Below are 22,375 nucleotides of genomic sequence, written 5' to 3'. Positions count from 1 at the left end.
CAGGCGCGGATGCCGGCCGGATCGGCCTTGAGGGAGCGCCGGCCTGGCCTCCGACCCGCTGCCGCTCGCCGGCCTGCCCTCCTGCCCGCGACCCGGCGGTCTCAGCCGTGGGCGCACCCCTGGATAGGCTCCGCGCCCATGAGCGTCATACGACTCCGGAGACGAACACGCCGGGTGGACAAGCCGGTCGCTGTCATCGTCGGTGTGGGGAACCTGCTGCTGAGCGGCGTGCTCTTCCTGATGATGATCGGCGGGGTACTGGGCTTCGAGGCCACCACCAGGGAGCAGGAGAGCGCCGCTCAAACTCTCGCGGGCCAGATCTTCGGGTGCTGGCTCGCGGGTGGGCTGTTGCTGTTCTCCGTGCTGGGTATGACGCGGGCCTTGTTCAGCCACCTGGCCACGATGTTCTTCACACCCGTCGCGCTGACCCTGGTCCTGATGCCCTTGTAGAGACGTACAGCAGGCGGTCCAGCCTGGCAGCGGCAGCTCACAGTACGGGCTCAGCCGGACGGCGTGACCGAGGGCCACACGCCGAACCACTGCTCGGCGCCGAACTCCTCGAACCGCTCCACCTCGGTGAACCCCAGCTTGGCCGCGAGGCGCATCGAGCGGTTGTTCGCGGTCTGGGTGCAGAGCACCACCGACTCGCCGGGAAGCGCGTCGGCGAACCAGTCGAGTGCCGCCGCGCACGCCTCGGCGGCGTACCCGCATCCCCATGCATCCGGCAGGAACATGTAGCCGAGCTCGGCCTCCCCGGCATCCGGGCGGATGTGACCAGGACGCTCCGGGTCGCGCCGATCGAACGTCATCGTGCCGATCATCGCTCCGTCGAGGTCGATCACGAAAACCCCGGGGCGCCGCCCGGGCACGTCAGGCACCGCGTGTTCGAGCTCATCGCGCCGTCGGGGGCCACCGAGGTAGGTGAACACCTCCGGCGATGCGAACAGTTCGATGAACGCCGCACGGTCTCGGGCCTCGGACTCACGGAGCACGAGCCGTTCGGTCCTTATCGGGGCAGGGGGCCAGGCGACGGGCCCGAGTCCAGTCATGGCGGGCAACCTATCGCACACCCCGACGGCGCATCCTGGGCGAATCCGATCGAGGTGCGCTTCGGGCCGATGCCGCAGTTCGCGCTCGCCCTCTCCAAGGTGCACCGGTGTCCGCCGCGGCGGAGGCTGGAGGTATGGATGTGCCCACGCAGGCGGTGTGGACGGGCTGGATCACGTTCGGTTTGGTCAGCCTGCCGGTGCAGTTGTTCCCGGCCACACGACGGCACGGCGTGGAACTGGACGAGGTGCACGCCGCGGACGGCTCCCCCGTCCAACACCGCCGCGTGTGCCAGGCCGAGCACCGCGAAGTCGACCTGCGGGAGATCACGAAGGCGTACAGAACCCCTGACGGGCACATGGTGGTGCTCGAAGAAGCAGATCTCCAGGCCCTTCCGCTGCCCAGCAAGCACGTCATCGACGTCCGCGGATTCGTCCCCGTCGACGGCCTGGACCCGATCCAGTTCTCGCGCGCCTACTACGCCGCACCGCACGGGCAGGCCGGTCAGCGGCCGTACGCGCTGCTGGTGGCCGCGCTGACCTGGATCGAGCGCGCGGCCGTGGCCAAGGTGACGCTGCGCACCAGGGAACGCCTGGCAGCCGTCTGGCCGCACCGAGACATACTGGTCGTCCAGACACTTCTGTGGCCCGAGGAGGTCCGCGAACCCGGGGACCTCGCGTCGACCACGTCGGTGACCGGGCAGGAACTGGAGCTCGCCTCCCTGCTGATGGCCCAGATGTCCGATGTCGACCTCGCCGACCTGCACGACGACTCCGCCGCGGCACTGGAGCAGTTGGTGGCGGCGAAGGAATCCGGAGGCCGGCTGCCGCGGCCCACCGAGCCCGAGCCGGCGGTGGACCTGCCGGCCGCGCTGGAGGAGAGCCTGCGCAGAGCCGCCGGTCAGGGCCGCACGCCGGGCTGACCAGCAAACTCCGACACGGGCCGACTCTTCATCCTTCGACAACACCAACACCACGTAGTGGAATATTCAATCAATCGGGCCTGTTGACCCGGCCGGTGGCTCCGAACGAGGCACTGGAGGAGGTCACAGGTGGACACGACGTACGTGGACACGACGTACTACGAGCACGGCACCCCGGCGGAGCGCTGGGAGCGGGCGCGGATGTTCTTCGACGCCCGGGACTACGCCGCCGCGGCGCGCGTGCTGGACGGGCTTGTCGAGGAGGTGCCGGAGCAGACCGGGCCCCGGCTGCTGCTGGCGCGCGCCTACTACCACTCGGCCCAACTGCGCCGGGCCGAGGCCCAGTTGCGCGTCATCGTCGAGCGCGACCCGGTGGAGCACTATGCCCGGCTGATGCTGGGCCGCACCCTCCAGCGGCAGGGCCGCCAGGACGAGGCCGAGACGCACCTGCGCGTCGCCTCCGCCCTCGCGGGTGACTTCGGGGAACGAAGCGAGTAGGCGGTCAGAGCGCCGCCGCCGGGTGGAGGAGCAGGAACAGGGTGACCGCGGAGTTCACCGAGCACATCGCGGACACCGTCGCACCGGCGGCGGCACCCCACACGGCGGCGCCGACCGCCGTGAAGAGCGGCGGCCGGTCCGGGCCCGCCGGTGCCGGTGCCAGCAGGGCGGCGACCCGGCGCGGCACCGGACCGCCGGCGGCCACCGCGGCGAAGGTGGGCGCCGGCGCGCCGGACGACAGCAGGGCCGCCTTGCCGATCGCCCGCGCGACCACGCCCCGGTCGCCCACCGCGCGGGCCGCGTCCTCGTCGGCCCAGCGCTCGGCGGTGTAGGCGACGGCGGACCGCAGCGGCCGCAGGAAGGGGCTGGCGCAGGCCGCCAGGTGGACGGTGAGCAGGTGACGGTGGTGGCGGGCCGCCAGATGGGCGCGTTCGTGCGCGAACAGGGCGCGCCGTTCGTCCGGGGCGAGGGCGTCGAGAAGTGCCGTGGTGACGACGATCCGGTCGTGGCTGCCGGGCAGGGCGTAGGCGTACGGCGTGGTGTCGGGCAGGACCACGACGGGTGCGCGACGCAGCCCGGTCAGCGCCCGGTGGGCTCGGTGGGCCACCCGCCGGTGACGCCACAGCGCGCGCCCGCAGGCCACCGCGACCAGCCCCAGGGCGGGGATCGCCGCGCGGCCCGCGACCCGGTCGCGTGAGACGGCCGCCCTGATCTCGGGATCGGCCCACAGGTCCACAACCGGGCCGCCGGTCAGCTGGGCGGTGCCGACGACCGTGAGCAGGGCGAGGCACAGCGTGCTGCATCCGCCCATGACGGCGGCCACCCGGGTCAGCAGCCGGGTGGCCGTACGCGGGTGCAGGCGCGCTGCGGCCAGGCGTGCGACGGGCCAGGCGGACAGCGGCAGCACCAGCGGCAGTAAGACGTAGAGCCCCATGGGAGGTCAGTGTTCCCTGCCGTCGCCCCTCGGGCGTGGGGTGCCGTCCGCGGCGGCGTCGGTCTCCGCGCCCTCCAGCAGTGCGCGCAGCACCTGCTCGTCGCCGGGCGGCAACGCGGTGACGAAGCTGGTCAGCACCGCCACCCGGTCCCGCTCACCGTCCAGTGTCCGGCGCATCCGGAGCGCCGCGAGACGGGCGATGTCCGCGGTCGGGGTCCACACGAAGGAGCGGCCCCGGCGCTCGCGGGAGACGACGTCCTTGGCGAGCAGCCTGGTCAGGATGGTGACCACGGTGGTGTAGGCGAGGTCGCCGCCGAGCCGCTGCCGCACCCAGGCCGCGGTGACCGGGCCGTCGGCCTCGCGGAGCGCGCCGAGCACCTGGCTCTCCAGTTCGCCCTGCCCGCGCCGGGCCCGCCGGTGGTGTGGCGTCATGTGCGTCTCCCTCCGGCGTCGGCGTGTCGCACCACGCTACTTCACGCGGGAGGCGTGGCCCGGGGGCGCCGCGGTTCCGGGACAGGTCGCCGGCCTGCCCGCACCAGGTGGGCCGCCGGGCCGGGCGAGCGCCGTGGCATCCTGGCGTGATGGCTTCTCCCCGTGCGCGTACGCCCCTGGCCGAGCAGGTCGAGGAACTCCTCGCCGACGGCGGCCCGTTGCCGATCGTCGCCGCCGGCGACCCGGTGCTGCGGCGCGTTGCCGAACCGTTCGACGGCCAGCTGGAGCCCGCGCTGCTGGCCCGCTTCGTGCAGGCGATGCGCCTGACGATGCACGAGGCACCAGGCGTGGGACTGGCCGCGCCGCAGGTCGGGGTGGGGCTGCGGATCGCGGTCGTGGAGGACCCGGCACCGGTGCCGGACGAGGTGCGCGTGGCGCGCGGGCGGGTGCCGCTGCCCTTCCGCGTGCTGGTCAATCCGTCGTACGAGGCGGTCGGCACCGCGCGCGCCGCGTTCTACGAGGGCTGCCTGAGCGTCCCGGGCTGGCAGGCCGTGGTGGCGCGGCACGCCGAGGTGCGCCTGCGGGCCCTGGACGAGCGGGGGCACGCGGTGGACGAGGTGTTCTCGGGCTGGCCCGCCCGGATCGTCCAGCACGAGACCGACCACCTCGACGGCGCCCTCTACCTCGACCGTGCCGAGATCCGCTCCCTGTCCTCCAACGACGCGATGGCGCACCGCTGGACGCAGCCGACCCCGGAACAGGCCGCGAAGGCCCTCGGCTTCGAGCTGCATTAGGGCCACGCGGGCGCGCGGTCAGCCCCGGTAGGCCTCCAGCAGGCGGAGCCACACCTCGCTGATCGTCGGGTAGGAAGGGACCGCGTGCCACAGACGGCTGATCGGAACCTGGCCGGCCACGGCGACGGACGCCGAGTGGAGCAGTTCGCCGACACCGGGGCCGACGAAGGTGACACCGCGCAGGATTTCGGTGTCGAGGTCGACAACCATACGGGCACGCCCGCGGTAGCCGTCCCCGTACAGGCCGGCCCCGGCGACCGAGGAGAGGTCGACGTCGACGGCCCGGACACGGTGGCCGGCCTGTTCGGCTTCGGCGAGGGACAGGCCCACGGCCGCGGCCTCCGGGTCGGTGAAGACGACCTGCGGTACGGCGTGGTGGTCGGCGGTGGCGGCGTGCGCGCCCCACTCGTCCGTCTCCAGCAGGGGGACGCCGGCCGCGCGGGCGCCGATCGTGTCGCCCGCGATCCGGGCCTGGTACTTGCCCTGGTGGGTGAGGAGCGCGCGGTGGTTCACGTCGCCGCACGCGTACAGCCAGGTGCTGCCCTGCACGCGCAGGCTGTCGTCGACCGGCAGCCAGGAGCCGGGCTCCATGCCCACCGTCTCCAGGCCGATGTCGTCGGTGCGCGGTGCGCGCCCGGTGGCGAAGAGGATCTCGTCGGCCTCGACACGGTCACCGCTGCCGGTCACGGTCACCACGGTGCCGTTCTCGCGGGCGACCGACTCCACCGTGGTGCCGGTGCGGATGTCGGCGCCGGCCTCCGTGAGGGCGTCGGTGACCAGCTCGCCGGCGAACGGTTCCATGCGGGCCAGCAGTCCCTTGCCCCGGACCAGGACGGTGACCTGCGAGCCGAGCGCCTGGTAGACGGTGGCCATCTCGGTGGCGACGACACCGCCGCCGACGATGACAAGACGTCCGGGAACCTGCTCGGCGCTGGTGGCCTCGCGGCTGGTCCACGGCTTGACGGCGTCGAGTCCGGGAAGGTTCGGCAACCGGGCGCGGGTTCCGGTGCAGACGGCGACGGCGTGCCGGGCGGTCAGTGTCCTGCGTGTGCCGTCGGGGCCGTCGACCGTGACCGTACGCGGGCCCGCCAGCCGCCCGTGACCGCGGTGGAGGTCGGCGCCGATGCTGTCGAGCCACCGCACCTGGCCGTCGTCGTGCCAGTGCGCGGTGTACTCGTCCCGGCGGGCGAGGACCGCGGCGTCGTCGAGGGGGCCGCGCACCGCCTGGCTCAGGCCCGGCAGACGGCGGGCGTCGGCGCGGGCGATGACCGGGCGCAGCAGGGCCTTGCTGGGCATGCAGGCCCAGTACGAGCACTCGCCGCCGACCAGTTCGCTCTCCACGACCGCGGTGGACAGACCGGCCGCCCGGGTGCGGTCGGCCACGTTCTCCCCCACGGGTCCGGCGCCCAGCACCACGACGTCGTACGCGATGGTTTCCGTTTCGGTCATGGGGTCAGTCTGGTGGGTGGTGTGCGACCTGGCCACACGGGTACGTGCGCGGAATACCCGTAGGGTCGGCCGTGTTGTGCCCGCGGCTTCGCCCCACGCCGGTAAGCCGACACCAGGAAGCACCAGGAAGAGGGATACGCCATGAGCACCACCGTGGAGCTGACCAAGGAGAACTTCGACCAGACGGTCACGGACAACGAATTCGTCCTCATCGACTTCTGGGCGTCCTGGTGCGGTCCGTGCCGCCAGTTCGCCCCGGTCTACGAGAAGGCGGCCGAGGACAACCCGGACCTGGTGTTCGGCAAGGTGGACACGGAGGCCCAGCCGGAGCTGGCGGCGGCCTTCGGCATCCAGTCCATTCCGACGCTGATGATCGTCCGTGACCAGGTCGCCGTGTTCGCCCAGCCGGGCGCGCTGCCGGAGGCCGCTCTGGCGGACGTGATCGGGCAGGCCCGCAAGCTGGACATGGACGAGGTCCGCAAGGCGGTCGCCGAGCAGCAGAACGGTCAGTAGACCGGTCACACGCGGGTCAGGTGGACTCGCGGTGGACCACCGTCGCGCCCAGGACCGCGTGCCGTTCGGGCGGGGCGGTGGGGTCGTGTACGGCGCGGTCGACCAGTTCGGCCAGGTCGCGGCCGGAGGGCAGGTCGATGCGGACGGTGCTCAGCCGGGGCCGCAGCAGCCGTCCGAGCATGAGGTCGTCGGCGCCGATCACGGCCGTCTCCTCGGGGATGCGTACGCCGCTGTCCTGCAAGGCGCGCATCAGCAGCATGGCGTACTCGTCGTTGTAGGCGAAGACCGCGTCGAGGTCGAGGTCGCGCCAGCGGGCGGCGAGGCGGGCGGCGGACCGCTCGTCGTAGCCGAGGGGCAGTTCGGTCACGCTGCCGTCGGTGCCGCGCAGGGCGTGCCGCACCCCGGCGAGCCGGGGCCGGGAGAACATGTCCAGTCCCCGCTCCTCCGGCACCACCACGCCGATGCGGCGCCGGCCGCGGGCATACAGGTGGGCACCGGCCCGGTGGCCGACGCTCTCGTGGTCCATGAGCAGCGCGTGCGCCCCCTCGACGGGCTCCGGGCCGAGGGTGACGACGGCGCGCGCGCCGGAGCGTTTGAGTACGGCGACTCCGCCGGGTCCGAGGCCCTCACCGGACACCAGGACGGCGACCGGGCGCAGTTCGGCCCACGAGCGGGCGGCCCCGTCGCCGGACAGGCAGGCCGTGGCGTGCTGGACGACGGTGTAGTCGAGGAGGCCGAGCGCCCACTGGAGTTCCTCCAGGAAGCGGCCGTAGAGCGGGCCGGCCGGGAGGGTCGGGGCGGGCATCAGGACCATGCGGCTGTGCCCCGCGCGCAGGCTGCGCGCCGCCGCGTGCGGCACGTATCCGAGCTCCTCGGCGGCCTCGTGGACCCGGCGGCGGGTGGGCTCGCTGATGCGGACCGCTCTGGTGTTGTTCAGGACATAGGAGACGGTCGCACGTGAGACGCCGGCCAGTCGGGCCACGTCCGCGCTCGTGGGCACGGAGCACGGGGCGGGCGACGGGGAGGCGGCGGGTTTGGGAATCTGCACCATGACGTACCGCATCTTGGCAGAAGCCACGGACCGTCCGCCTGGTGAACTGCCCTATTCCAGACGGAAGTTGAAACACCAACAGATGTCGTCAGTCCGCCACGCACCTGACGGGGCGTGGGAGACCACCGGCCGGGTCCGGGCAGAAACCGTGGTTGACCTCGGTTGACGCCGGTTGACCTTCACCTTGGGGGAGCCCGCAGCATCGGTGGGGCCGGGCGACACGCCCGGCATGAGGAGGAACGAGCATGGGGTTGCTGACCATCGGGGCGTTCGCGAAGGCGTCCCGGCTGTCGCCGAAGGCGCTGCGCCTCTACGACGAACTGGGCCTGCTGACCCCCGCTCGCGTCGACCCGGTGACCGGCTACCGCTTCTACGCGCCGGAACAACTGGACCAGGCCCGGCTGGTCGCATGGCTCCGACGGCTGGGGATGCCCCTCGCCCGCATCCAGCAGATCCGCACGCTGGAGGCGGGGCCGGCAGCTCAGGAGATCCGTGCGTTCTGGGCCCAGGTCGAAGCCGACACCGCCGCTCGGCGGGATCTGGCCACCTTCCTCATCGACCACCTGTCCCGGAAGGACCCTGCCGTGCCCCCTACCGCCAAGCCGCTCGGAATCCGCTACGCCGCCCTGTCCGACAGGGGCCTGGTCCGCGAGAGCAACCAGGACACCGCCTACGCCGGCTCCCGTCTGCTCGCCGTCGCCGACGGCTTCGGCAGTCACGGGGCCCCCGCGAGCGCGGCCGCCGTCGACGCGCTCAAGCACCTCGAAACCGACGGTGTCCCGGCCGGCAGTCTCCTCAACGTCCTCGAGGACGCCGTCGACCACGTCAAACAGGCCGTGCACGGCGTCGCCGGGAGCGGTTCGTCCCCCGAAGAGGCCGGCACCACCCTCACCGCGATGCTCTGGACCGGCTCGCAACTCGCCCTGGTCCACATCGGCGACTCGCGCGTCTACCTCCTGCGCGACGGAGAACTGTTCCAGATCACGCACGACCACACCATGGTGCAGTCGATGGTCGACGAAGGACGCCTCAGCCCGGAGGAAGCCGCCTCCCACCCCCAGCGGTCACTGCTGGTACGCGCCCTGGGCCGCGGCACCGACAGCACGCCCGACCTGCGCCTGCACGACGCCCGGCGGGGAGACCGGTACCTGCTCTGTTCCGACGGCCTGTCGACCGTCGTGCCGGACGGCGAGATCCACCGCGTGATCGCCGAGGCCGGCGAGCCCGAGCAGGCGGTCCGCCGACTCGTCGCCCTCGCCAACGGCTCCGGCGGCCCCGACAACGTCAGCTGCGTGGTCGCCGACGTCATGGAGCTCCAGCGGTAGGCGCGGGGCACCGTCGCCGCGCACGGCCGGGCCGGACGGGCCGTCAGGTCCGGCCGGCCCCCCTGCTCTCAGCAGTGCGGCTCGGTGGAGGTGATCCGCGCGACCAGGTCGTGCCAGCCGGCCTGCAGCCGTTCCATCGGCATCTGGCACTGCCTGGTCAGGTGGTGGATGAGGGCGGGCTCGAGATACCCCATCAGCGTGTGCGCGAGCAGCTCGCTGTCCGCGTCCGGGACCGCCTGCCGCAGCAGCATCGCCACGTGGGCGTACTGGACCTGGCGGGCGGGTACGACGAAGCGGCGGGCCGGGCCCGGATCGGCCGCCAGTTGCAGTTCCAGGTCGGCGGCCGCCCGGCGCAGCGCCACGCAGCCGAAGGCCCGCAGCCGCTCGGCGGGCGGCGCGCCCGGGCCCATGGGCGGCGGCCCGCTGAGGAACGCGGCCTGGAACTTCCGCTCCGAGTGGTCCAGCAGCGCCCTGAGCAGCCCGGTGCGGTCGCCGAAGCGGCGGAAGACCGTCCCCTTGCCCACCTCGGCCGCCGCGGCGACCGCCTCCATCGTGACTCCGGCCGCGCCGTGCTCCGCGACCAGGCGCGCGGCGGCGTCCAGCAGCCGGGCGCGGTTGCGGGCCGCGTCGGCCCGCAGGCAGGGCCCGTCCTCGCCGGTACCGAACGCGAGCAACACCGGCTGCGCCGACAGCTCCCGGGTCTCCTGAGTTTCCTGAGGCTCCTGGGGCTTCGGAAGGGGCGACAAGGGGCGGGACATGAAGACAGCGTAAAGCATCGGAGGCAAAACTGGACCGCGGTCCGCTTAGGGTGGTAGAAAATTAAACGGACCTCGGTCCGGATCCGTAACACCATTGTGTCATCCCCCTTGGAGTCCCCCATGTCAGTTCGCATCCTCGCGCTCGTCGGCAGCCTCCGCGCCGGCTCGCACAACCGCCAGCTCGCCGAGGCCGCGATCAAGCTCGCTCCCGCGGGCGCCGAGGTCGCGCTGTTCGAGGGCCTGGCCGACGTCCCGTTCTACAACGAGGACATCGACGTCGAGGGCAGCGTGCCGGCCGCCGCCGCCAAGCTGCGCGAGGTCGCCGGCTCCGCCGACGCCTTCCTGCTGTTCTCCCCCGAGTACAACGGCACCATCCCGGCCGTCCTGAAGAACGCCATCGACTGGCTCTCCCGCCCGTACGGCGCCGGTGCCTTCGTCGGCAAGCCCGTCGCCGTCATCGGCACCGCCTTCGGCCAGTACGGCGGCGTGTGGGCGCAGGACGACACCCGCAAGGCCGTGGGCATCGCCGGCGGCAAGGTGATCGAGGACATCAAGCTCTCCATCCCCGGCTCCGTGACCCGCTTCGCCGAGACCCACCCGGTCGACGACGCCGAGGTCGCCGCCCAGCTCACCGAGGTCGTCGCGCGCCTGCACGGCCACACCGGCGACGCGGCCGCCGCCTGAGCACCCTGGAAGGGGCCGGCGCCTGCTGGGCACCGGCCCCTTCCGGCTTTCCGCGCGACCGCGTGACGGAGGCCGACACCTGCGTTTCCCGTCAACTCCCCTGCCGCAGCCCGAACATGACTCGGCCGTACTTGTGCGCACGCGCCAACGGTATGTTTGACGGGCCACGTACCTGTACATGGCGAGGGAAGGGGGATCTGTTCGTGACGAGTCAGCAGCGCACCGGCTCACGTCGCCGCTCCATCGAGGTCTCGGTCGGCGCCGTGGGTGCGGTCGCGATGGCGATAGCCCTCAGCGGCTGTTCCAGCGGCCCGGACTACCAGGGCACATGCATGAACAAGCTGACGCAGAAGCGCGTGACGGACAGTCACTGCAACTCCGGTGGGGGCGGTGGGGCCGGCGGGGGAAGCTACGCCTGGTGGTACACCCCGCGGGGCAAGGACGTCCCCGCCGTCGGACAGAAGGTCGACCTCAGCAAGGGCAGCGGCTCCTTCACCGCGCCGAAGTCCGGCAGCGTCTCCCGCGGCGGCTTCTCCGCCAAGGGCGGCAAGGCCGGATCCGTCGGCGGCTGATCCATGAGACGCGAAACCCGCACCCCGAGGCCCGGCTGGGAGCAGACGGTTCTGCGGTCCGGCCTTCCGTTCCACACCGAAACACTGCCCGACGGCAGCAGGTTGCCCTACTGGAACGAGAGCGCCGCCTACGTGCTCACCTCGCGTGAGGTGGACTACCTGGAGGACGTCACCGAGGAGCTGCACGCGATGTGCGTGACGGCGGCCCGGCACGTCCTGGAGAAGGGCGACGTCGAACGCCTCGGCATCGACACCCGCTGGGTCAGGCCGATGCTCGAGACCCTCGAGAACGAGTCACCGAGCATCTACGGCAGATTCGACTTCGCCTGGGACGGCACGGGCGACGCCAAGCTGTACGAGTACAACGGCGACGTGCCGGCGGCGCTGCTCGAGGCCGCGGTGCTGCAATGGCAGTGGCTGGAGGACGTCCACCCGGACCGCGACCAGTTCAACACGATCCACGAGCGCCTGGTGCGGACGTGGCAGCGGCTGGCTCCGAGGCTGGGCGGCCAGGTCCACTTCGCACACTCCGCCGGCGAGCCGGACGAGGACATCATCACCACGGCGTACCTGCGGGACACGGCCGTCGAGGCGGGCCTTGTCACGGTGGGCCTGACGATGGAGGACATCGGCTGGCACAGTGGCATCCGGCGCTTCGTGGACCTGAGCGACGTCCCCATCGACTCCTGCTTCAAGATGTACCCGTGGGACTGGGCGTTCGAGAGCGTCTACGCCCCGCAACTGGAGGCCGAGCCCCGTTCGACGCACTGGCTCGAGCCGATGTGGAAGGCGCTGCTGTCGACGAAGGCGATCCTCGCGGTGCTGTGGGAGCTGTACCCCGGACACCCCAACCTCCTGCCGTCCTACCTCGACGGCCCCCGCGACCTGGCCGAGTGGGTCGCCAAGCCGTTGTGGGGCTGGGAGGGCGCCTCGATCAAGGTCCGTTCCGCGGAGCACCACTTCGACCAGGCGGGCGCGTTCGACGACGGCCCGTTCCTGTTCCAGGAGTTCCACCGGCCGCCGGCCTTCGACGGCAACCACATGGTGATCGGCTCGTGGGTCGTCGGCGGCAGGTCGGCCGGCGTCGGCATCCGCGAGTCCCACGAGATCGTCACCGACCGCCGGTCCCGTTTCGTTCCCCACCTCATCGACGCGCCGCGTTCCACCGCGGAGCAGGTCGCGCGGTGGCTGCGGAACAGCTGACCGCGGCGGGCGTACCCGGGGACCCGCGTCAGCGGCCCGTCGGGGCCGCCGGTCACACAGTCAACAGGCCGATGCCCAGGGCGATCAGGACGGCCACCTTGGCGATCTCCAGGGCCACGTAGGCCAGGTGGCCGCGCGAGCGGGGACGGTCCTCGCCGGCCTCCTCGCCGGCCAGGACCCGGTCGGACCTGCGGTTGAGGCGGGGGCGGACGAAGACCAACTGGGCCAGCAGCAGCACGGCGACCGCCGCGGTCAGCCCGGCGACCCCGGCCGGGGGTCCGCCCGCGGCGACCGCGGCGATCACCACGACGGCCAGGGCGGTCTCGACGAGGTTCAGCGCCCGGAAGACCAGCCGGCCGATCCCCAGTCCGACGGGGATGGTCACGCCGGGAGCCCGGAACTTCAGCGGGGCCTCCAGGAAGGAGATGGCCAGCACCATGCCGAGCCAGACGAAGGTGACCGCACTCGCGACGGCCGCCGCCGTGGTGTTCATCGTTGTGTCGCCTTTCTTCAGGATGACCGGCTGAGCAGCCAAAAGGCCGAGCAGGTGGGCAGGTGTGCTGTCCCCCCGTCGTTCACGTCACCCACCCCGCGCCGGTGCGGGCGCCCCTGCCGGCCGGGTGGCCAGGTGGGCCAGGCAGGAGTCCGGTTCGGCGAACGGTTCCAGGCCGGTCGCGGCCAGTGGCGCCCGTAGCTCCGCCAGCGCCCCCTGTATCAGACCCAGATGGATCGGGCACACCAACTCCCCCTGCTCCTCCGCCAGTTCGAGGAAGGGGCAGTGGCGCAACCGGATCCGCTCCGGCGGCTTGCCGGCGCCGCCGCCCTCGGGCTCCGGGGCGAAGCCCAGGTCGTCCAGGAGGGCGACGAGCCGGGCCGCCGACCGCTCGGCCGTGGGCGGCGCCGAGGGTGGCAGCGGATCGACCAGGAAACCGCCCCAGGCGCGGCCCGCCTCCGTCGCGGCCTCCCGCGCCCCGGGGCCCTGGGACGCCAGCTGCCCGAGCAGGATCTGCGCGAGGAGCCGGTAGCCGCGCGTGCCCCGGCGGTCCATGCCGGGTCGGGGGGCGTAGACAGTGCGGGGCCGGCCGGGCCCCGAGGGCTCCTCGACCTGGCGCACGACGACGCCCTCGGCCACCAGGGCGTCCAGATGGAAGCGCACGGTGTTCGGGTGCAGCCCGATCCGATCGGCCGCCTCCGCGACCCCCAGCGGCTCGGCCGCGGCCCGCAGCAGGTCCAGCACCTCACGCCGCCGGGGGCTCTCCCGTGGAGTGGTCACGTCGCTCAGCTCCTTCCACCTCTTTCCATCCCAAGCCCTGCCCACCGAAGACTGTTTTCACGAATCCTACATGTAATAATCGTAGGTCCAGGAAGGCGGTCGTTCCCGAAGGAATGAGGGGTGCACGATGACATCGCCGGAGTCGGAGCCGGAACCACGCGTCCTGTGCGACGCCCGGGCGCTGGCCGACGCCCCGCCGGCCCCGGGCGGCGTGCTGTGGAAGCTGGCGGAGTCCGGACGCCAGCTCGACGCGAACGTCGTACGGCTGGCCCCCGGCACGGCCGTGGCCCCGCACCGCGAACCGGACCTGGACGTCCTGTTGTTCGTCGTCGCGGGCAGCGGTGTGCTCGGGGCGGGCACCGGTGACGAGCCGCGGCGGCTGACGGAGGGCGCGGCGGTCTGGCTGCCGCACGGCTCCACGCGCAGCCTCACCGCAGGCCCGGACGGCCTGACCTACTTCACCGTCCACCGACGCCGCCCGGGCATGCGGATCCGCCACCGCGGCGAGGATTCCTGAGCCGCCCGGGAACCCGCGCACGGCATGCGTGCGTGAGCGCGTGACTGCTGCGTGCACGCCTGCCAGGCTCCGTACGGCAGACGGGAGTTCGGCGACAGACCCTGGCTAGGGTTCTGCCGTGACTACGTTTACCGATGACAACGTGCCCGGCCGTTACGGCCCCACCGCCACCACCGAGGCCGACCCGCGTGAGGTCGGCCGGGTGCACACCGAGTACGCGCCCGCGCACGACGGCGCCCCCGACCCAGGGGAGATCGTCTGGACCTGGGTGCCCTTCGAGGAGAACGACGGCCGGGGCAAGGACCGGCCGGTGCTGGTGGTGGCGCGGGAGTCCGCCGGGACGCTCCTGGCCGTACAGCTGTCCAGCAAGGCGCACGACGGCGCAGCAGGGGGCGCGGCGCAGCCGCTCCAGTGGAGCCGGGGCTTGCCCCGGTGGGTGCCCCTGGGCAGCGGTCCCTGGGACCGGTCGGGACGGGACTCGTGGGTGGACGTCGACCGGGTGCTGCGGCTGTACGAGGACGGCATGCGCCGCGAGGCGTGCGCACTGGACCGCATGCGGTTCGGCCTCGTGGTGCACCGCCTGCGGGAGCGCTACGGCTGGAGCTGACCCGAAGGCCGCGCGCCACGGCGCGCGCATCACCCGGTCGGAGCAGCACCGGGCACGGGGCCGGGTGACTACGGGACGCCCGCACAGGAAGCGGACACGGGCGGAACGCACCGGGCCCCGGCAGCGCGGGTGACCGCCTGAAATCTCGCGGACACGGGATTTCGGCGCCACGATTGTCGCGAATTGCACCCTTGTGCGAATCGGTCGGAGGGTTTTGGCTGGGACGGTGCGACCCCGGCCCGGCCCTCCGACCGCCGGGCCGGTGGCATGGTGGAATCTCAGGAGGATCCCGACATGTCCGATGCGCAAGCAACCTCGGCGGGCGGCGGTGTGGACCCCCGTGCCGCCGTCTCCGAAGCCGAGGCCGAGGCTCTGGTCAGCGGCATCTGCTTCAAGACCGGACCGCCCCGTACCCTCGGGGTCGAAGTGGAATGGCTCGTCCACGAGCTGCGTGCGCCGCGGCTCCCCGTCCCACCCGAACGTCTCGAAGCGGCCTACGCCGCACTGCGGACCATGCCCCTGAGGTCGGCGTTCACCGTCGAACCCGGCGGCCAGCTGGAGTTGAGCTCGCCGCCCGCCGCCTCCCTGATGGAGTGCATCGGTACCGTCTCCGCCGACCTCGACACCGTCCGCGCCGTACTGGCCGAGGACGGGCTCCGTCTCGTCGGTGTCGGCCACGATCCCTGGCACACCCCCGGCAGATTCCTGCGCGAGCGGCGCTACGACGCCCTGGAGGCCTGTCTGGACCGCAGCGGTCCGGCCGGCCGGCACATGATGCGCGCCTCGGCGTCCGTACAGGTCTGCGTCGACGCCGGCCACGAGGAGCCCGGACCGCTCGGCCACGGGCGCCGCTGGTGGCTGGCGCACCAGCTGGGCGCGGTGCTGGTGGCCGCGTTCGCCCACTCCCCGCTGGTGGCGCGGCGGCCGAGCGGCTGGCTCTCCACCCGGCAGCTGATGTGGATGGAGATCGGCCCGGGCCGGGCCGGCGCCCCCGCGCTGAACGGCCGTCCCCGCACGGCCTGGGCCCGGCACGTGCTGGACGCGCCGGTGATGTGCGTACGGCACGACGACCGGCCGTGGGAGGTGCCCGACGGGCTCACCTTCCGCAGGTGGGTCCGTTCGCGCCGGCCGAGGCCGCCGACCCGGGAGGATCTCGACTACCACCTCACCACGCTGTTCCCGCCGGTCCGGCCGCGGGGCCACCTGGAACTGCGCATGATCGACGCGCAGCCCGGCGACGACGGATGGATCGTGCCGCTGGCGGTCACCGCGGCGCTCTTCGACGACCCGCAGGCGGCGGAGACCGTCTACCGGGTGGTGAAGCCCCTCGCCGAGCGGTCCGGGCCGCTGCCCGCGCCGCACAATCCGCTGTGGACCGAGGCGGCCCGCTCCGGGCTCGCCGACCCCGATCTGCGCGAGGCGGCCGTCGCCTGCTTCGCCGCCGCCCTGGAGGCCCTGCCCCGGCTCGGCGCCACCACCGAGGTCATGGACGCCGTCGCGGCCTTCCAGGACCGCTACGTCCGCCGGGGCCGCTGTCCCGCCGACGACCTGCTGGACCGGCTGCGCGGCTCGGAGCACCCCGGGTCCCGACCTCGCTCGCACCGGGGCACCCCCTCCGCCCACGGGAAGGACATCGCGCCATGACCGATCCCGCCCTGGATCCCGAGACGCTGCGCGAGCGGGCGCTGCGCTCGCTCAGCACGGCCCGGGACCGCACCACGCTGCTGACCAGCTGCGTGGAGGAGCCGGACCTCACCGCCCAGCACTCGCCGCTGATGTCCCCGCTGGTGTGGGACCTCGCCCACATCGGCAACCAGGAGGAGCTGTGGCTGCTGCGGGCGGTCGCCGGCCGGGAGGCGATGCGCCCCGAGATCGACACCCTCTACGACGCCTTCGAGCACCCGCGTGCCGAACGCCCCTCGCTGCCGCTGATGGCCCCGGCCGAGGCTCGCGGCTACGCGGCCGAGGTGCGCGGGCGGGTCCTTGACGTCCTGGAGTCCACCGCGTTCCACGGCACCCGGCTGACCGAGGCCGGCTTCGCCTTCGGCATGATCGCGCAGCACGAGCAGCAGCACGACGAGACCATGCTCATCACCCACCAGCTCCGACGGGGTCCCCAGGCCCTGACCGCACCGGACCCCGAGTCGGCGCCGCCGTTCACCGGACCGCCCGAAGTCCTCGTCCCCGGCGGCCCGTTCACCATGGGCACCTCCACCGAGCCCTGGGCGCTGGACAACGAGCGGCCCGCGCACGTGCGCGAGATCCCGCCGTTCTGGATCGACACCACCCCGGTGACCAACTCCGCCTACCAGGCGTTCGTCGCCGACGGCGGCTACGGCGAACCCCGCTGGTGGGCACCGGACGGCTGGGCCCACATACGGCGGCACGGCATCGACGCGCCGCTGTACTGGCGGCGTGACGGCGGGCAGTGGCTGCGCCGCCGGTTCGGCGTCACCGAGGCCGTACCGCCCGACGAGCCGGTGCTGCATGTCTGCTGGTACGAGGCCGACGCCTACGCCCGCTGGGCCGGACGCCGGCTGCCCACCGAGGCCGAGTGGGAGAAGGCGGCGCGCCACGATCCGGTGACCGGGCGTTCGACGCGCTACCCGTGGGGCGACGCCGACCCCACGCCCGAGCACGCCAACCTTGGTCAGCGGCACCTGCGCCCGGCGCCCGCCGGCAGCTACCCGGACGGGGAGTCGCCACTCGGCGTACGGCAGTTGATCGGGGACGTGTGGGAGTGGACGGCGAGCGACCTCCTCCCCTACCCGGGCTTCGCCGCGTTCCCGTACAAGGAGTACTCGGAGGTGTTCTTCGGGCCGGATTACAAGGTGCTGCGCGGCGGTTCGTTCGCGGTGGACCCGGTGGCCTGCCGGGGCACGTTCCGCAACTGGGACCATCCGATCCGGCGGCAGATCTTCTCCGGGTTCCGCACGGCCCGTTCGGAGGCCGGCTGATGTGCCGTCACCTGGCGTATCTGGGACCCGAGGAGCCGCTCGGCCGGTACCTGGTGGAACCGGCGCACAGCCTGTACCGGCAGGCGTGGGCGCCCCGGCACCAGCGGCACGGGACGGTCAACGCCGATGGCTTCGGGGTGGGTTGGTACGCGGAGGGCGACCCGGTGCCGGCCCGCTACCGCCGGGCCGGGCCCGTCTGGGCCGACCTGTCGTTCGCCGACCTGGCCCGGGTCGTGCGCACCTCGGCGCTGCTCGCCGCGGTGCGGGACGCGACGCTCTCGGGCGCGGACGCGGAGGCCGCGGCGGCGCCGTTCGCCGCGGGCACCTGGCTGTTCAGCCACAACGGCGCCGTCACCGGCTGGCCGGACTCGCTCGCCGCGGTGTCCCGGACCCTGCCGCCGCGGGACCTGCTGACGCTGGAGGCCCGCAACGACTCGGCGCTCGTGTGGGCGCTGGTGCTGGCCCGGCTCCGCGGCGGCGACGAGGAGGGTCAGGCGCTCGCCGACACCGTCCTGGAGGTCGCCGCGACGGCCCCCGGCTCGCGGCTCAACCTGCTGCTCACCAACGGCGAGACGATCACCGCGACCGCCTGGGGCGACAGCCTGTGGTATCTGGCCGAGCCCGGCCGCCGCACGGTGGTGGCCTCCGAACCCTACGACGACGACCCGCACTGGCGTCAGGTGCCCGACCGCACCCTGCTCGCGGCGAGCCGCACGGACGTCCTGCTCACCCCGCTCAAGGACCCCACCGAGGACCTGGCACCCGCACGATCCGAGGAGCCCCGCACGTGAGTGAGTTCCATGTCACCCGCATCCTGCCCGAGGACGCCATGGCCGCCGCCCTGCGCGCGGATGTCCTGAACGGGCTGACCTCCGACCCCAAGACGCTGCCGCCGAAGTGGTTCTACGACGCGCACGGCAGCGAGCTGTTCGAGCAGATCACCGAACTGCCCGAGTACTACCCGACGCGTGCCGAGCGGGAAATCCTCGCCGGCCGCGCAGCCGAGATCGCCGCCGCGCTGCCCGCCCGCACCCTGGTCGAACTGGGCTCCGGCTCCTCGGAGAAGACGCGCCATCTCATCGACGCGCTGCCCCGGTTGCACACCTACGTCCCCGTGGACGTCAGCGACAGCGCGCTGGAACAGGCCGGGCGGGCCCTGGTCGCCGAGCGGCCCGGACTGAACGTGCACGCGCTGATCGCCGACTTCACCGCCGGCCTGACCCTGCCCCACTCCCTGGGCCCACGACTGCTGGCGTTCCTCGGCGGCACGATCGGCAACCTGCTGCCCGGCGAGCGCGCCACGTTCCTGGCCGCCGTACGGGGCCTGCTCTCGCCCGGCGACGCGCTGCTGCTCGGCACCGACCTGGTCAAGGCCGAGGACGTGCTGGTCAGGGCGTACGACGACGCGGCCGGGGTGACGGCCGCGTTCAACAAGAACGTCCTGAGCGTGGTCAACCGCGAACTGGGCGCCGACTTCGAGCCGGACGCCTTCGACCATGTGGCGCTGTGGGACAGGGCGAACGAGTGGATCGAGATGCGGCTGCGCTCGCGCACCGCCCAGACGGTCAAGGTGCCCGCGCTGGACCTCGCCGTCCACTTCGCGGCCGGCGAGGAGCTGCGCACGGAGGTGTCGGCGAAGTTCCGCAAGGCTCGGGTGACCAGGGAACTGGCCACCGCAGGACTTGAGTTGAAGCACTGGTGGACCGACACCGAGAACCGGTTCGCCCTGTCACTGAGCGTGGCGGGGTAACCGGGACGAGGGCTATGCCAGTTGCTCGGTGATGCGTTGTGAGGCGCGGCGGGCCTCCGTCGCCGGGTCGCCGCCGGAGAGCACCTTCGCCATGTAGTCCTTGATCGGGTTGTCGGCCTCGACCGTGGCCCACTGCGGCGTGTTGGGGGTGGCCCGGCCGTGTGCGGCACCCGCCGCCATGGCCGCCATCCCCTCCTCGCCCGCGACGGCGGGGGCGAGAGTCGTCTTGTTGGGAACGTAGTTCATGGCGCGGGCCAGGTCGGTGTCCCACTTGGCACCGGTGAGGGCGGCGACGACGGCGACGGCGCCGTCCCGGTCGGTGGTGTTGCGGGGCACGACGAGGTCGGAGCCGCCGGTGAACACCGCGCCGGGCCGGCCGGCGGTCTTGCCCGGCACCGGGAAGAAGCCCAGCTTGTCCTTGAGCGCGGGGTCCTTCTCCACGATGGTCTGGGCGAGGCCGGGCACCGCCACGATCTGGGCCACCTTCTGCTCGGCGAACACCTCCGCCTGCGGCGGGTGTTCCTCGTCGGCGTCGACCGGGCCCCGGCCGAGCGACTGGAGCTGCCGGTAGAACTCCATGCCGCGCAGTGCGGCATCGCTGTCCAGGGAGCCCTCCCAGCCCTTGTCGGTCTCCGTGGCGAGGTCGCCGCCCTCGTCCCAGATGAAGCCGGAGAGGGTGTACCAGTCCTGCCCGGCGAGGTAGATCCCCTGGTTGCCGCCGGAGTCGAGCTTCTTGCTCGCGGCGAGCCACTCGGCCCGGGTGCGGGGCGGTTGGGCGATGCCCGCCTGCTCGAACAGGTCCTTGCGGTAGATGACGACCCGGTTGGCCGCGTACCACGGGATGCCGTACTGGGAGGAGTTGTCCAGCCCCGGTTCGGCCAGGCCGGGCAGCCAGTCCCGCATGCCCCAGTCCCGCATCGACTCCAGCGTCAGGTTGGTCAGCCGGCCGCCCTTGGCGTACTGCGAGACCTGGGTGTTGCCGACCTCGATGACGTCGGGGCCGTGCTCGCCGCGATCCGCGAGCGCGGCCTGCACCTTCGGACCGATGCCGGTCCACTCCTGGATACGGATGTCGAGACGCAGGTCGCCGTGGGTGCGTTCGAAGTCCTCGGTGAAGCGGTCCAGGAAGTCCTGGGACGCGCTGCCCTTCATCATCCACACGGTGACGGTGTGCCGCCCGCCTCCGCCCGGCAGCACACCGCAGGCGCTGACCAGGAGGGAGGACGCACACAGCAGAGCGAGCAGGCGAGGTCTCACGAGGGGTCCTGTTCTTTCCGACGCACAGGGAAGGGGCCCGACGTGGGGGGACGAGCAGGGGCTCGCGCGGGTGTGGCTGCGATTTTGGTATGGACCAATGCCCGGGTCAAGTGATGTCCGGCTCGCCGTACTTCTTCGTCTCGCGCCCCGCCTCCACTTACGGCACGGTGGAGTGACGCGCGCCACACATGCGCCCGGGGGTCATGACACCCCGTGCCCGCGTCACCGGCGCCGCCCGCCGAGAGGAGCCACCCTCATGACCGACCACACCTACCGGGTCACGGAGATCGTCGGCAGCTCGCACGAGGGCGTCGACCAGGCCATCCGCAACGCCATCACCCGCGCCTCGCGGACCCTGCGCAACCTGGACTGGTTCGAGGTGACCCAGGTCAGGGGCCAGATCGAGGACGGACAGATCGAGCACTACCAGGTCGGCCTGAAGGTCGGCTTCCGGATCGAGGACGGGGACTGACGCCCGCGTAGTCCAGCCTGCGGCTCAGCTACGCCCCTCGGTCTCCTGCGCGGTCCTCAACTCGGCGGACGGCGCCGTCCAGCGTGCGCGCAGGACGCGGAACCCCGCCTGCTCGGCGTCCACGCACACCAGCTCGTCGTCGTCCACGAGGACCCGGATCTCCCGGTCGCGGGCGAGCCGCCGCAGGATCTCCAGCTTGGTGCGGCGGGCCGGCCTGCGGTCGCCGTCGCGCCGCATGTGCACGCGGCCCTCGGGCAGCCCATGGGCGGCCAGCCAGTCCACGGTGTCCCGGCGGCACCGCTCGGGCCGCCCGGTGAGGTACACGACCTCACACTCCGCCGCGTGCCCGCGGGCCAGCTCCACGCCCTGCCCGAGGGGCGGATCGTCGGGCGCGGCGGCGAAGAAGGCGTCCCAGTCGCGGGGGCGGCGCTGAAGGAAGCGCTGCCGGTGCGCCGTGTCGGCGAGGGTGTTGTCCAGGTCGAACACGGCGAGCGGCCGTCTGTTGCTGTCCGTCACTCGGCCAGCGTAATCGGGCGCGCGACCCGGGCCCTCCCCGAGGCGCGCCGCGGGGCGCACGCGACCTCCGTCCGGATGCGGGCCGCGCGAGCGCAGCCGATGCTGGGTACATGCCCGGAGCACTGCCCGTGATCGTGCACCCGCCCTCCCCGACGGGCGGTCGGCGCGTCCGTGTGAACGGCGAGATCCTGGGGCTGGCCTACAGCGTCGCCGACGTCGCGGAGTTCCTGCGCCGCGCGGGGCTGGACGTCGATCCCGTGGAGGTCTCGGTCTCCCCGCTGATCGACTGGCGCGGGGGCGGCCCCGAGTACTGGGGTCCCGAGCCCGACGACACGCGCGCCTGAGCGCCGCGGGGACGGTCCGCGCCGCGACACGGGACACGGTCGTCGCGGTCGCCGCGGTTCAGGTCGTTTCCCGCACCCGCGACTGTCCGACGGTGGCCGCGCCACCCGCGCCGACGGCGGCCACCACGGCCTGGTGCAGTTCCCGGCTGTGCCGCTCGGAACGGCAGGGCACGGGGCTTCCGGTGACGGTGAACCATTCGGAGGTGCCGGTGTACCCGACCGTCACGTCCGCCTCGTTGCCGTCCCAGGTGGTGTGGACGGTCAGGTCGCCGGTGACGACCCCCGCCTCGTCGGTCCGTACGCCGCCCCGGCCGGTGAAGACCCCGGGGGTGGTCCAAGATGCCCAGGCCATGACGTCACCCTTTCTTCCTTCTCCCGCGGTCGTACCCCGCGCCCTTCCACAGTCGCCCAACAGGCCGCCCGTGTCATGGGGCCGCATGGCCTCACCCCATGCCGTCGGCCCCACTGGTGGCGTCCCGGACGGCCCGCACGGCCCGGCG

27 protein-coding genes and 1 pseudogene are annotated in these 22,375 nt (G+C 72.8%); 17 read left to right on the top strand and 11 right to left on the bottom strand.

Features of this window, described 5'->3' with window-relative positions; all coding sequences use genetic code 11:
* The first annotated feature begins 174 nt into the window (after positions 1 to 174).
* Positions 175 to 450 (top strand): hypothetical protein, encoded by a 276-nt coding sequence (locus tag ACTYVM_RS09850; RefSeq protein ID WP_445525533.1) that lies wholly within the window; start codon positions 175 to 177, stop codon positions 448 to 450.
* A gap of 50 nt (positions 451 to 500) precedes the next feature.
* On the opposite strand, the gene ACTYVM_RS09845 is transcribed toward ACTYVM_RS09850, so the two are convergent.
* Positions 501 to 1,049 carry a GNAT family N-acetyltransferase gene (locus tag ACTYVM_RS09845; protein ID WP_445525532.1) on the bottom strand — a complete coding sequence of 183 codons (549 nt, stop codon included), beginning with the start codon at positions 1,047 to 1,049 and terminating at the stop codon, positions 501 to 503.
* 134 nt (positions 1,050 to 1,183) lie between these two features.
* Between ACTYVM_RS09845 and ku the strand changes: the two genes are divergently transcribed.
* On the top strand, positions 1,184 to 1,969 hold the full coding sequence (ku, locus tag ACTYVM_RS09840) for a non-homologous end joining protein Ku (protein ID WP_445525531.1): 786 nt from the start codon (positions 1,184 to 1,186) through the stop codon (positions 1,967 to 1,969).
* A 144-nt stretch (positions 1,970 to 2,113) separates the two neighbouring features.
* Positions 2,114 to 2,467 (top strand): tetratricopeptide repeat protein, encoded by a 354-nt coding sequence (locus tag ACTYVM_RS09835; protein ID WP_445525549.1) that lies wholly within the window; start codon positions 2,114 to 2,116, stop codon positions 2,465 to 2,467.
* A gap of 4 nt (positions 2,468 to 2,471) precedes the next feature.
* Here ACTYVM_RS09835 and ACTYVM_RS09830 read toward each other — a convergent pair whose 3' ends face one another.
* Positions 2,472 to 3,401, bottom strand: a complete 930-nt coding sequence (locus tag ACTYVM_RS09830) for a M56 family metallopeptidase (RefSeq protein WP_445525530.1) — start codon at positions 3,399 to 3,401, stop codon at positions 2,472 to 2,474.
* A 6-nt stretch (positions 3,402 to 3,407) separates the two neighbouring features.
* The gene (locus tag ACTYVM_RS09825; protein ID WP_445525529.1) at positions 3,408 to 3,833 is read right to left on the bottom strand and encodes a BlaI/MecI/CopY family transcriptional regulator; all 426 of its coding nucleotides are present in this window, start codon (positions 3,831 to 3,833) and stop codon (positions 3,408 to 3,410) included.
* Between the two features lie 149 nt (positions 3,834 to 3,982).
* On the opposite strand from ACTYVM_RS09825, the gene ACTYVM_RS09820 reads away from it, so the two are divergent.
* Positions 3,983 to 4,627, top strand: coding sequence for a peptide deformylase (locus tag ACTYVM_RS09820; RefSeq protein ID WP_445525528.1), 645 nt, complete (start codon positions 3,983 to 3,985; stop codon positions 4,625 to 4,627).
* Positions 4,628 to 4,645: 18 nt separating this feature from the next.
* On the opposite strand, the gene ACTYVM_RS09815 is transcribed toward ACTYVM_RS09820, so the two are convergent.
* The gene (locus tag ACTYVM_RS09815) at positions 4,646 to 6,076 is read right to left on the bottom strand and encodes a dihydrolipoyl dehydrogenase family protein (RefSeq protein ID WP_445525527.1); all 1,431 of its coding nucleotides are present in this window, start codon (positions 6,074 to 6,076) and stop codon (positions 4,646 to 4,648) included.
* Between the two features lie 129 nt (positions 6,077 to 6,205).
* Here ACTYVM_RS09815 and trxA point away from each other — a divergent pair.
* Positions 6,206 to 6,589: pseudogene (trxA, locus tag ACTYVM_RS09810) on the top strand (thioredoxin); the annotation flags it as partial.
* Positions 6,590 to 6,605: 16 nt separating this feature from the next.
* Here trxA and ACTYVM_RS09805 read toward each other — a convergent pair.
* Positions 6,606 to 7,640, bottom strand: coding sequence for a LacI family DNA-binding transcriptional regulator (locus ACTYVM_RS09805; protein ID WP_445525548.1), 1,035 nt, complete (start codon positions 7,638 to 7,640; stop codon positions 6,606 to 6,608).
* A gap of 245 nt (positions 7,641 to 7,885) precedes the next feature.
* On the opposite strand from ACTYVM_RS09805, the gene ACTYVM_RS09800 reads away from it, so the two are divergent.
* On the top strand, positions 7,886 to 8,965 hold the full coding sequence (locus ACTYVM_RS09800; RefSeq protein ID WP_445525526.1) for a protein phosphatase 2C domain-containing protein: 1,080 nt from the start codon (positions 7,886 to 7,888) through the stop codon (positions 8,963 to 8,965).
* Positions 8,966 to 9,033: 68 nt separating this feature from the next.
* On the opposite strand, the gene ACTYVM_RS09795 is transcribed toward ACTYVM_RS09800, so the two are convergent.
* A complete protein-coding gene (locus tag ACTYVM_RS09795) occupies positions 9,034 to 9,741 on the bottom strand; it encodes a TetR/AcrR family transcriptional regulator (protein ID WP_445525525.1) in 708 nt (235 codons plus the stop codon).
* A gap of 102 nt (positions 9,742 to 9,843) precedes the next feature.
* Here ACTYVM_RS09795 and ACTYVM_RS09790 point away from each other — a divergent pair, with 102 nt between their 5' ends.
* From ACTYVM_RS09790 to ACTYVM_RS09780, 3 genes are all read left to right on the top strand, one after another.
* Entirely contained in the window at positions 9,844 to 10,407 is a 564-nt protein-coding gene (locus ACTYVM_RS09790; protein ID WP_445525524.1) for an NAD(P)H-dependent oxidoreductase, read from the top strand.
* Between the two features lie 203 nt (positions 10,408 to 10,610).
* Positions 10,611 to 10,979, top strand: a complete 369-nt coding sequence (locus ACTYVM_RS09785) for a hypothetical protein (RefSeq protein ID WP_445525523.1) — start codon at positions 10,611 to 10,613, stop codon at positions 10,977 to 10,979.
* Between the two features lie 3 nt (positions 10,980 to 10,982).
* Positions 10,983 to 12,182 (top strand): glutathionylspermidine synthase family protein, encoded by a 1,200-nt coding sequence (locus ACTYVM_RS09780; protein WP_445525522.1) that lies wholly within the window; start codon positions 10,983 to 10,985, stop codon positions 12,180 to 12,182.
* Positions 12,183 to 12,234: 52 nt separating this feature from the next.
* Here ACTYVM_RS09780 and ACTYVM_RS09775 read toward each other — a convergent pair whose 3' ends face one another.
* The gene (locus ACTYVM_RS09775; protein ID WP_445525521.1) at positions 12,235 to 12,675 is read right to left on the bottom strand and encodes a hypothetical protein; all 441 of its coding nucleotides are present in this window, start codon (positions 12,673 to 12,675) and stop codon (positions 12,235 to 12,237) included.
* An 87-nt stretch (positions 12,676 to 12,762) separates the two neighbouring features.
* Positions 12,763 to 13,455, bottom strand: coding sequence for a helix-turn-helix transcriptional regulator (locus ACTYVM_RS09770; protein ID WP_445525520.1), 693 nt, complete (start codon positions 13,453 to 13,455; stop codon positions 12,763 to 12,765).
* Between the two features lie 127 nt (positions 13,456 to 13,582).
* Between ACTYVM_RS09770 and ACTYVM_RS09765 the strand changes: the two genes are divergently transcribed.
* From ACTYVM_RS09765 to egtD, 6 genes are all read left to right on the top strand, one after another.
* Positions 13,583 to 13,972 (top strand): cupin domain-containing protein, encoded by a 390-nt coding sequence (locus ACTYVM_RS09765; protein WP_445525519.1) that lies wholly within the window; start codon positions 13,583 to 13,585, stop codon positions 13,970 to 13,972.
* Between the two features lie 118 nt (positions 13,973 to 14,090).
* On the top strand, positions 14,091 to 14,579 hold the full coding sequence (locus ACTYVM_RS09760) for a type II toxin-antitoxin system PemK/MazF family toxin (RefSeq protein ID WP_445525518.1): 489 nt from the start codon (positions 14,091 to 14,093) through the stop codon (positions 14,577 to 14,579).
* Positions 14,580 to 14,873: 294 nt separating this feature from the next.
* Entirely contained in the window at positions 14,874 to 16,223 is a 1,350-nt protein-coding gene (gene egtA / locus ACTYVM_RS09755) for an ergothioneine biosynthesis glutamate--cysteine ligase EgtA (RefSeq protein WP_445525517.1), read from the top strand.
* Positions 16,220 to 17,536 carry an ergothioneine biosynthesis protein EgtB gene (egtB, locus tag ACTYVM_RS09750; RefSeq protein WP_445525516.1) on the top strand — a complete coding sequence of 439 codons (1,317 nt, stop codon included), beginning with the start codon at positions 16,220 to 16,222 and terminating at the stop codon, positions 17,534 to 17,536. Before egtA ends, egtB begins: the two co-directional genes overlap by 4 nt.
* Positions 17,536 to 18,327, top strand: coding sequence for an ergothioneine biosynthesis protein EgtC (egtC, locus tag ACTYVM_RS09745; RefSeq protein WP_445525515.1), 792 nt, complete (start codon positions 17,536 to 17,538; stop codon positions 18,325 to 18,327). Before egtB ends, egtC begins: the two co-directional genes overlap by 1 nt.
* Positions 18,324 to 19,286, top strand: coding sequence for an L-histidine N(alpha)-methyltransferase (gene egtD, locus ACTYVM_RS09740; RefSeq protein WP_445525514.1), 963 nt, complete (start codon positions 18,324 to 18,326; stop codon positions 19,284 to 19,286). The genes egtC and egtD overlap by 4 nt, the downstream gene beginning before the upstream one ends.
* A 12-nt stretch (positions 19,287 to 19,298) precedes the next feature.
* On the opposite strand, the gene ACTYVM_RS09735 is transcribed toward egtD, so the two are convergent.
* Positions 19,299 to 20,543 carry an extracellular solute-binding protein gene (locus ACTYVM_RS09735; protein ID WP_445525513.1) on the bottom strand — a complete coding sequence of 415 codons (1,245 nt, stop codon included), beginning with the start codon at positions 20,541 to 20,543 and terminating at the stop codon, positions 19,299 to 19,301.
* Between the two features lie 256 nt (positions 20,544 to 20,799).
* Between ACTYVM_RS09735 and ACTYVM_RS09730 the strand changes: the two genes are divergently transcribed.
* Positions 20,800 to 21,015 (top strand): dodecin, encoded by a 216-nt coding sequence (locus ACTYVM_RS09730; protein ID WP_400028297.1) that lies wholly within the window; start codon positions 20,800 to 20,802, stop codon positions 21,013 to 21,015.
* Positions 21,016 to 21,039: 24 nt separating this feature from the next.
* On the opposite strand, the gene ACTYVM_RS09725 is transcribed toward ACTYVM_RS09730, so the two are convergent.
* Positions 21,040 to 21,531: a phosphatase domain-containing protein gene (locus ACTYVM_RS09725; protein ID WP_445525512.1), complete on the bottom strand. Its 492-nt coding sequence runs from the start codon at positions 21,529 to 21,531 to the stop codon at positions 21,040 to 21,042.
* Between the two features lie 110 nt (positions 21,532 to 21,641).
* Between ACTYVM_RS09725 and ACTYVM_RS09720 the strand changes: the two genes are divergently transcribed.
* Positions 21,642 to 21,875: a hypothetical protein gene (locus ACTYVM_RS09720; RefSeq protein WP_400028293.1), complete on the top strand. Its 234-nt coding sequence runs from the start codon at positions 21,642 to 21,644 to the stop codon at positions 21,873 to 21,875.
* 58 nt (positions 21,876 to 21,933) lie between these two features.
* Here ACTYVM_RS09720 and ACTYVM_RS09715 read toward each other — a convergent pair whose 3' ends face one another.
* Positions 21,934 to 22,227 carry a hypothetical protein gene (locus ACTYVM_RS09715; protein ID WP_445525511.1) on the bottom strand — a complete coding sequence of 98 codons (294 nt, stop codon included), beginning with the start codon at positions 22,225 to 22,227 and terminating at the stop codon, positions 21,934 to 21,936.
* Between the last annotated feature and the right edge of the window lie 148 nt (positions 22,228 to 22,375).

It is taken from the genome of Streptomyces cyslabdanicus, assembly GCF_052663305.1.
Note: the sequence above shows the minus strand (reverse complement) of the source record. Positions and strands in the feature narration are given on the sequence as shown.

Excerpts from the sequence above, each read along its gene's own strand:
- ACTYVM_RS09800 (WP_445525526.1), top strand. The coding sequence starts at position 7,886 with ATGGGGTTGCTGACCATCGGGGCGTTCGCGAAGGCGTCCCGGCTGTCG.
- ACTYVM_RS09820 (WP_445525528.1), top strand. The coding sequence starts at position 3,983 with ATGGCTTCTCCCCGTGCGCGTACGCCCCTGGCCGAGCAGGTCGAGGAA.
- ACTYVM_RS09815 (WP_445525527.1), bottom strand. The coding sequence starts at position 6,076 with ATGACCGAAACGGAAACCATCGCGTACGACGTCGTGGTGCTGGGCGCC.
- ACTYVM_RS09845 (WP_445525532.1), bottom strand. The coding sequence starts at position 1,049 with ATGACTGGACTCGGGCCCGTCGCCTGGCCCCCTGCCCCGATAAGGACC.
- ACTYVM_RS09830 (WP_445525530.1), bottom strand. The coding sequence starts at position 3,401 with ATGGGGCTCTACGTCTTACTGCCGCTGGTGCTGCCGCTGTCCGCCTGG.
- egtB (WP_445525516.1), top strand. The coding sequence starts at position 16,220 with ATGACCGATCCCGCCCTGGATCCCGAGACGCTGCGCGAGCGGGCGCTG.
- ACTYVM_RS09805 (WP_445525548.1), bottom strand. The coding sequence starts at position 7,640 with ATGGTGCAGATTCCCAAACCCGCCGCCTCCCCGTCGCCCGCCCCGTGC.
- ACTYVM_RS09780 (WP_445525522.1), top strand. The coding sequence starts at position 10,983 with ATGAGACGCGAAACCCGCACCCCGAGGCCCGGCTGGGAGCAGACGGTT.
- ACTYVM_RS09715 (WP_445525511.1), bottom strand. The coding sequence starts at position 22,227 with ATGGCCTGGGCATCTTGGACCACCCCCGGGGTCTTCACCGGCCGGGGC.
- egtA (WP_445525517.1), top strand. The coding sequence starts at position 14,874 with ATGTCCGATGCGCAAGCAACCTCGGCGGGCGGCGGTGTGGACCCCCGT.
- ACTYVM_RS09775 (WP_445525521.1), bottom strand. The coding sequence starts at position 12,675 with ATGAACACCACGGCGGCGGCCGTCGCGAGTGCGGTCACCTTCGTCTGG.
- egtC (WP_445525515.1), top strand. The coding sequence starts at position 17,536 with ATGTGCCGTCACCTGGCGTATCTGGGACCCGAGGAGCCGCTCGGCCGG.
- ku (WP_445525531.1), top strand. The coding sequence starts at position 1,184 with ATGGATGTGCCCACGCAGGCGGTGTGGACGGGCTGGATCACGTTCGGT.
- ACTYVM_RS09790 (WP_445525524.1), top strand. The coding sequence starts at position 9,844 with ATGTCAGTTCGCATCCTCGCGCTCGTCGGCAGCCTCCGCGCCGGCTCG.
- ACTYVM_RS09720 (WP_400028293.1), top strand. The coding sequence starts at position 21,642 with ATGCCCGGAGCACTGCCCGTGATCGTGCACCCGCCCTCCCCGACGGGC.
- ACTYVM_RS09730 (WP_400028297.1), top strand. The coding sequence starts at position 20,800 with ATGACCGACCACACCTACCGGGTCACGGAGATCGTCGGCAGCTCGCAC.
- ACTYVM_RS09765 (WP_445525519.1), top strand. The coding sequence starts at position 13,583 with ATGACATCGCCGGAGTCGGAGCCGGAACCACGCGTCCTGTGCGACGCC.
- ACTYVM_RS09825 (WP_445525529.1), bottom strand. The coding sequence starts at position 3,833 with ATGACGCCACACCACCGGCGGGCCCGGCGCGGGCAGGGCGAACTGGAG.
- ACTYVM_RS09795 (WP_445525525.1), bottom strand. The coding sequence starts at position 9,741 with ATGCTTTACGCTGTCTTCATGTCCCGCCCCTTGTCGCCCCTTCCGAAG.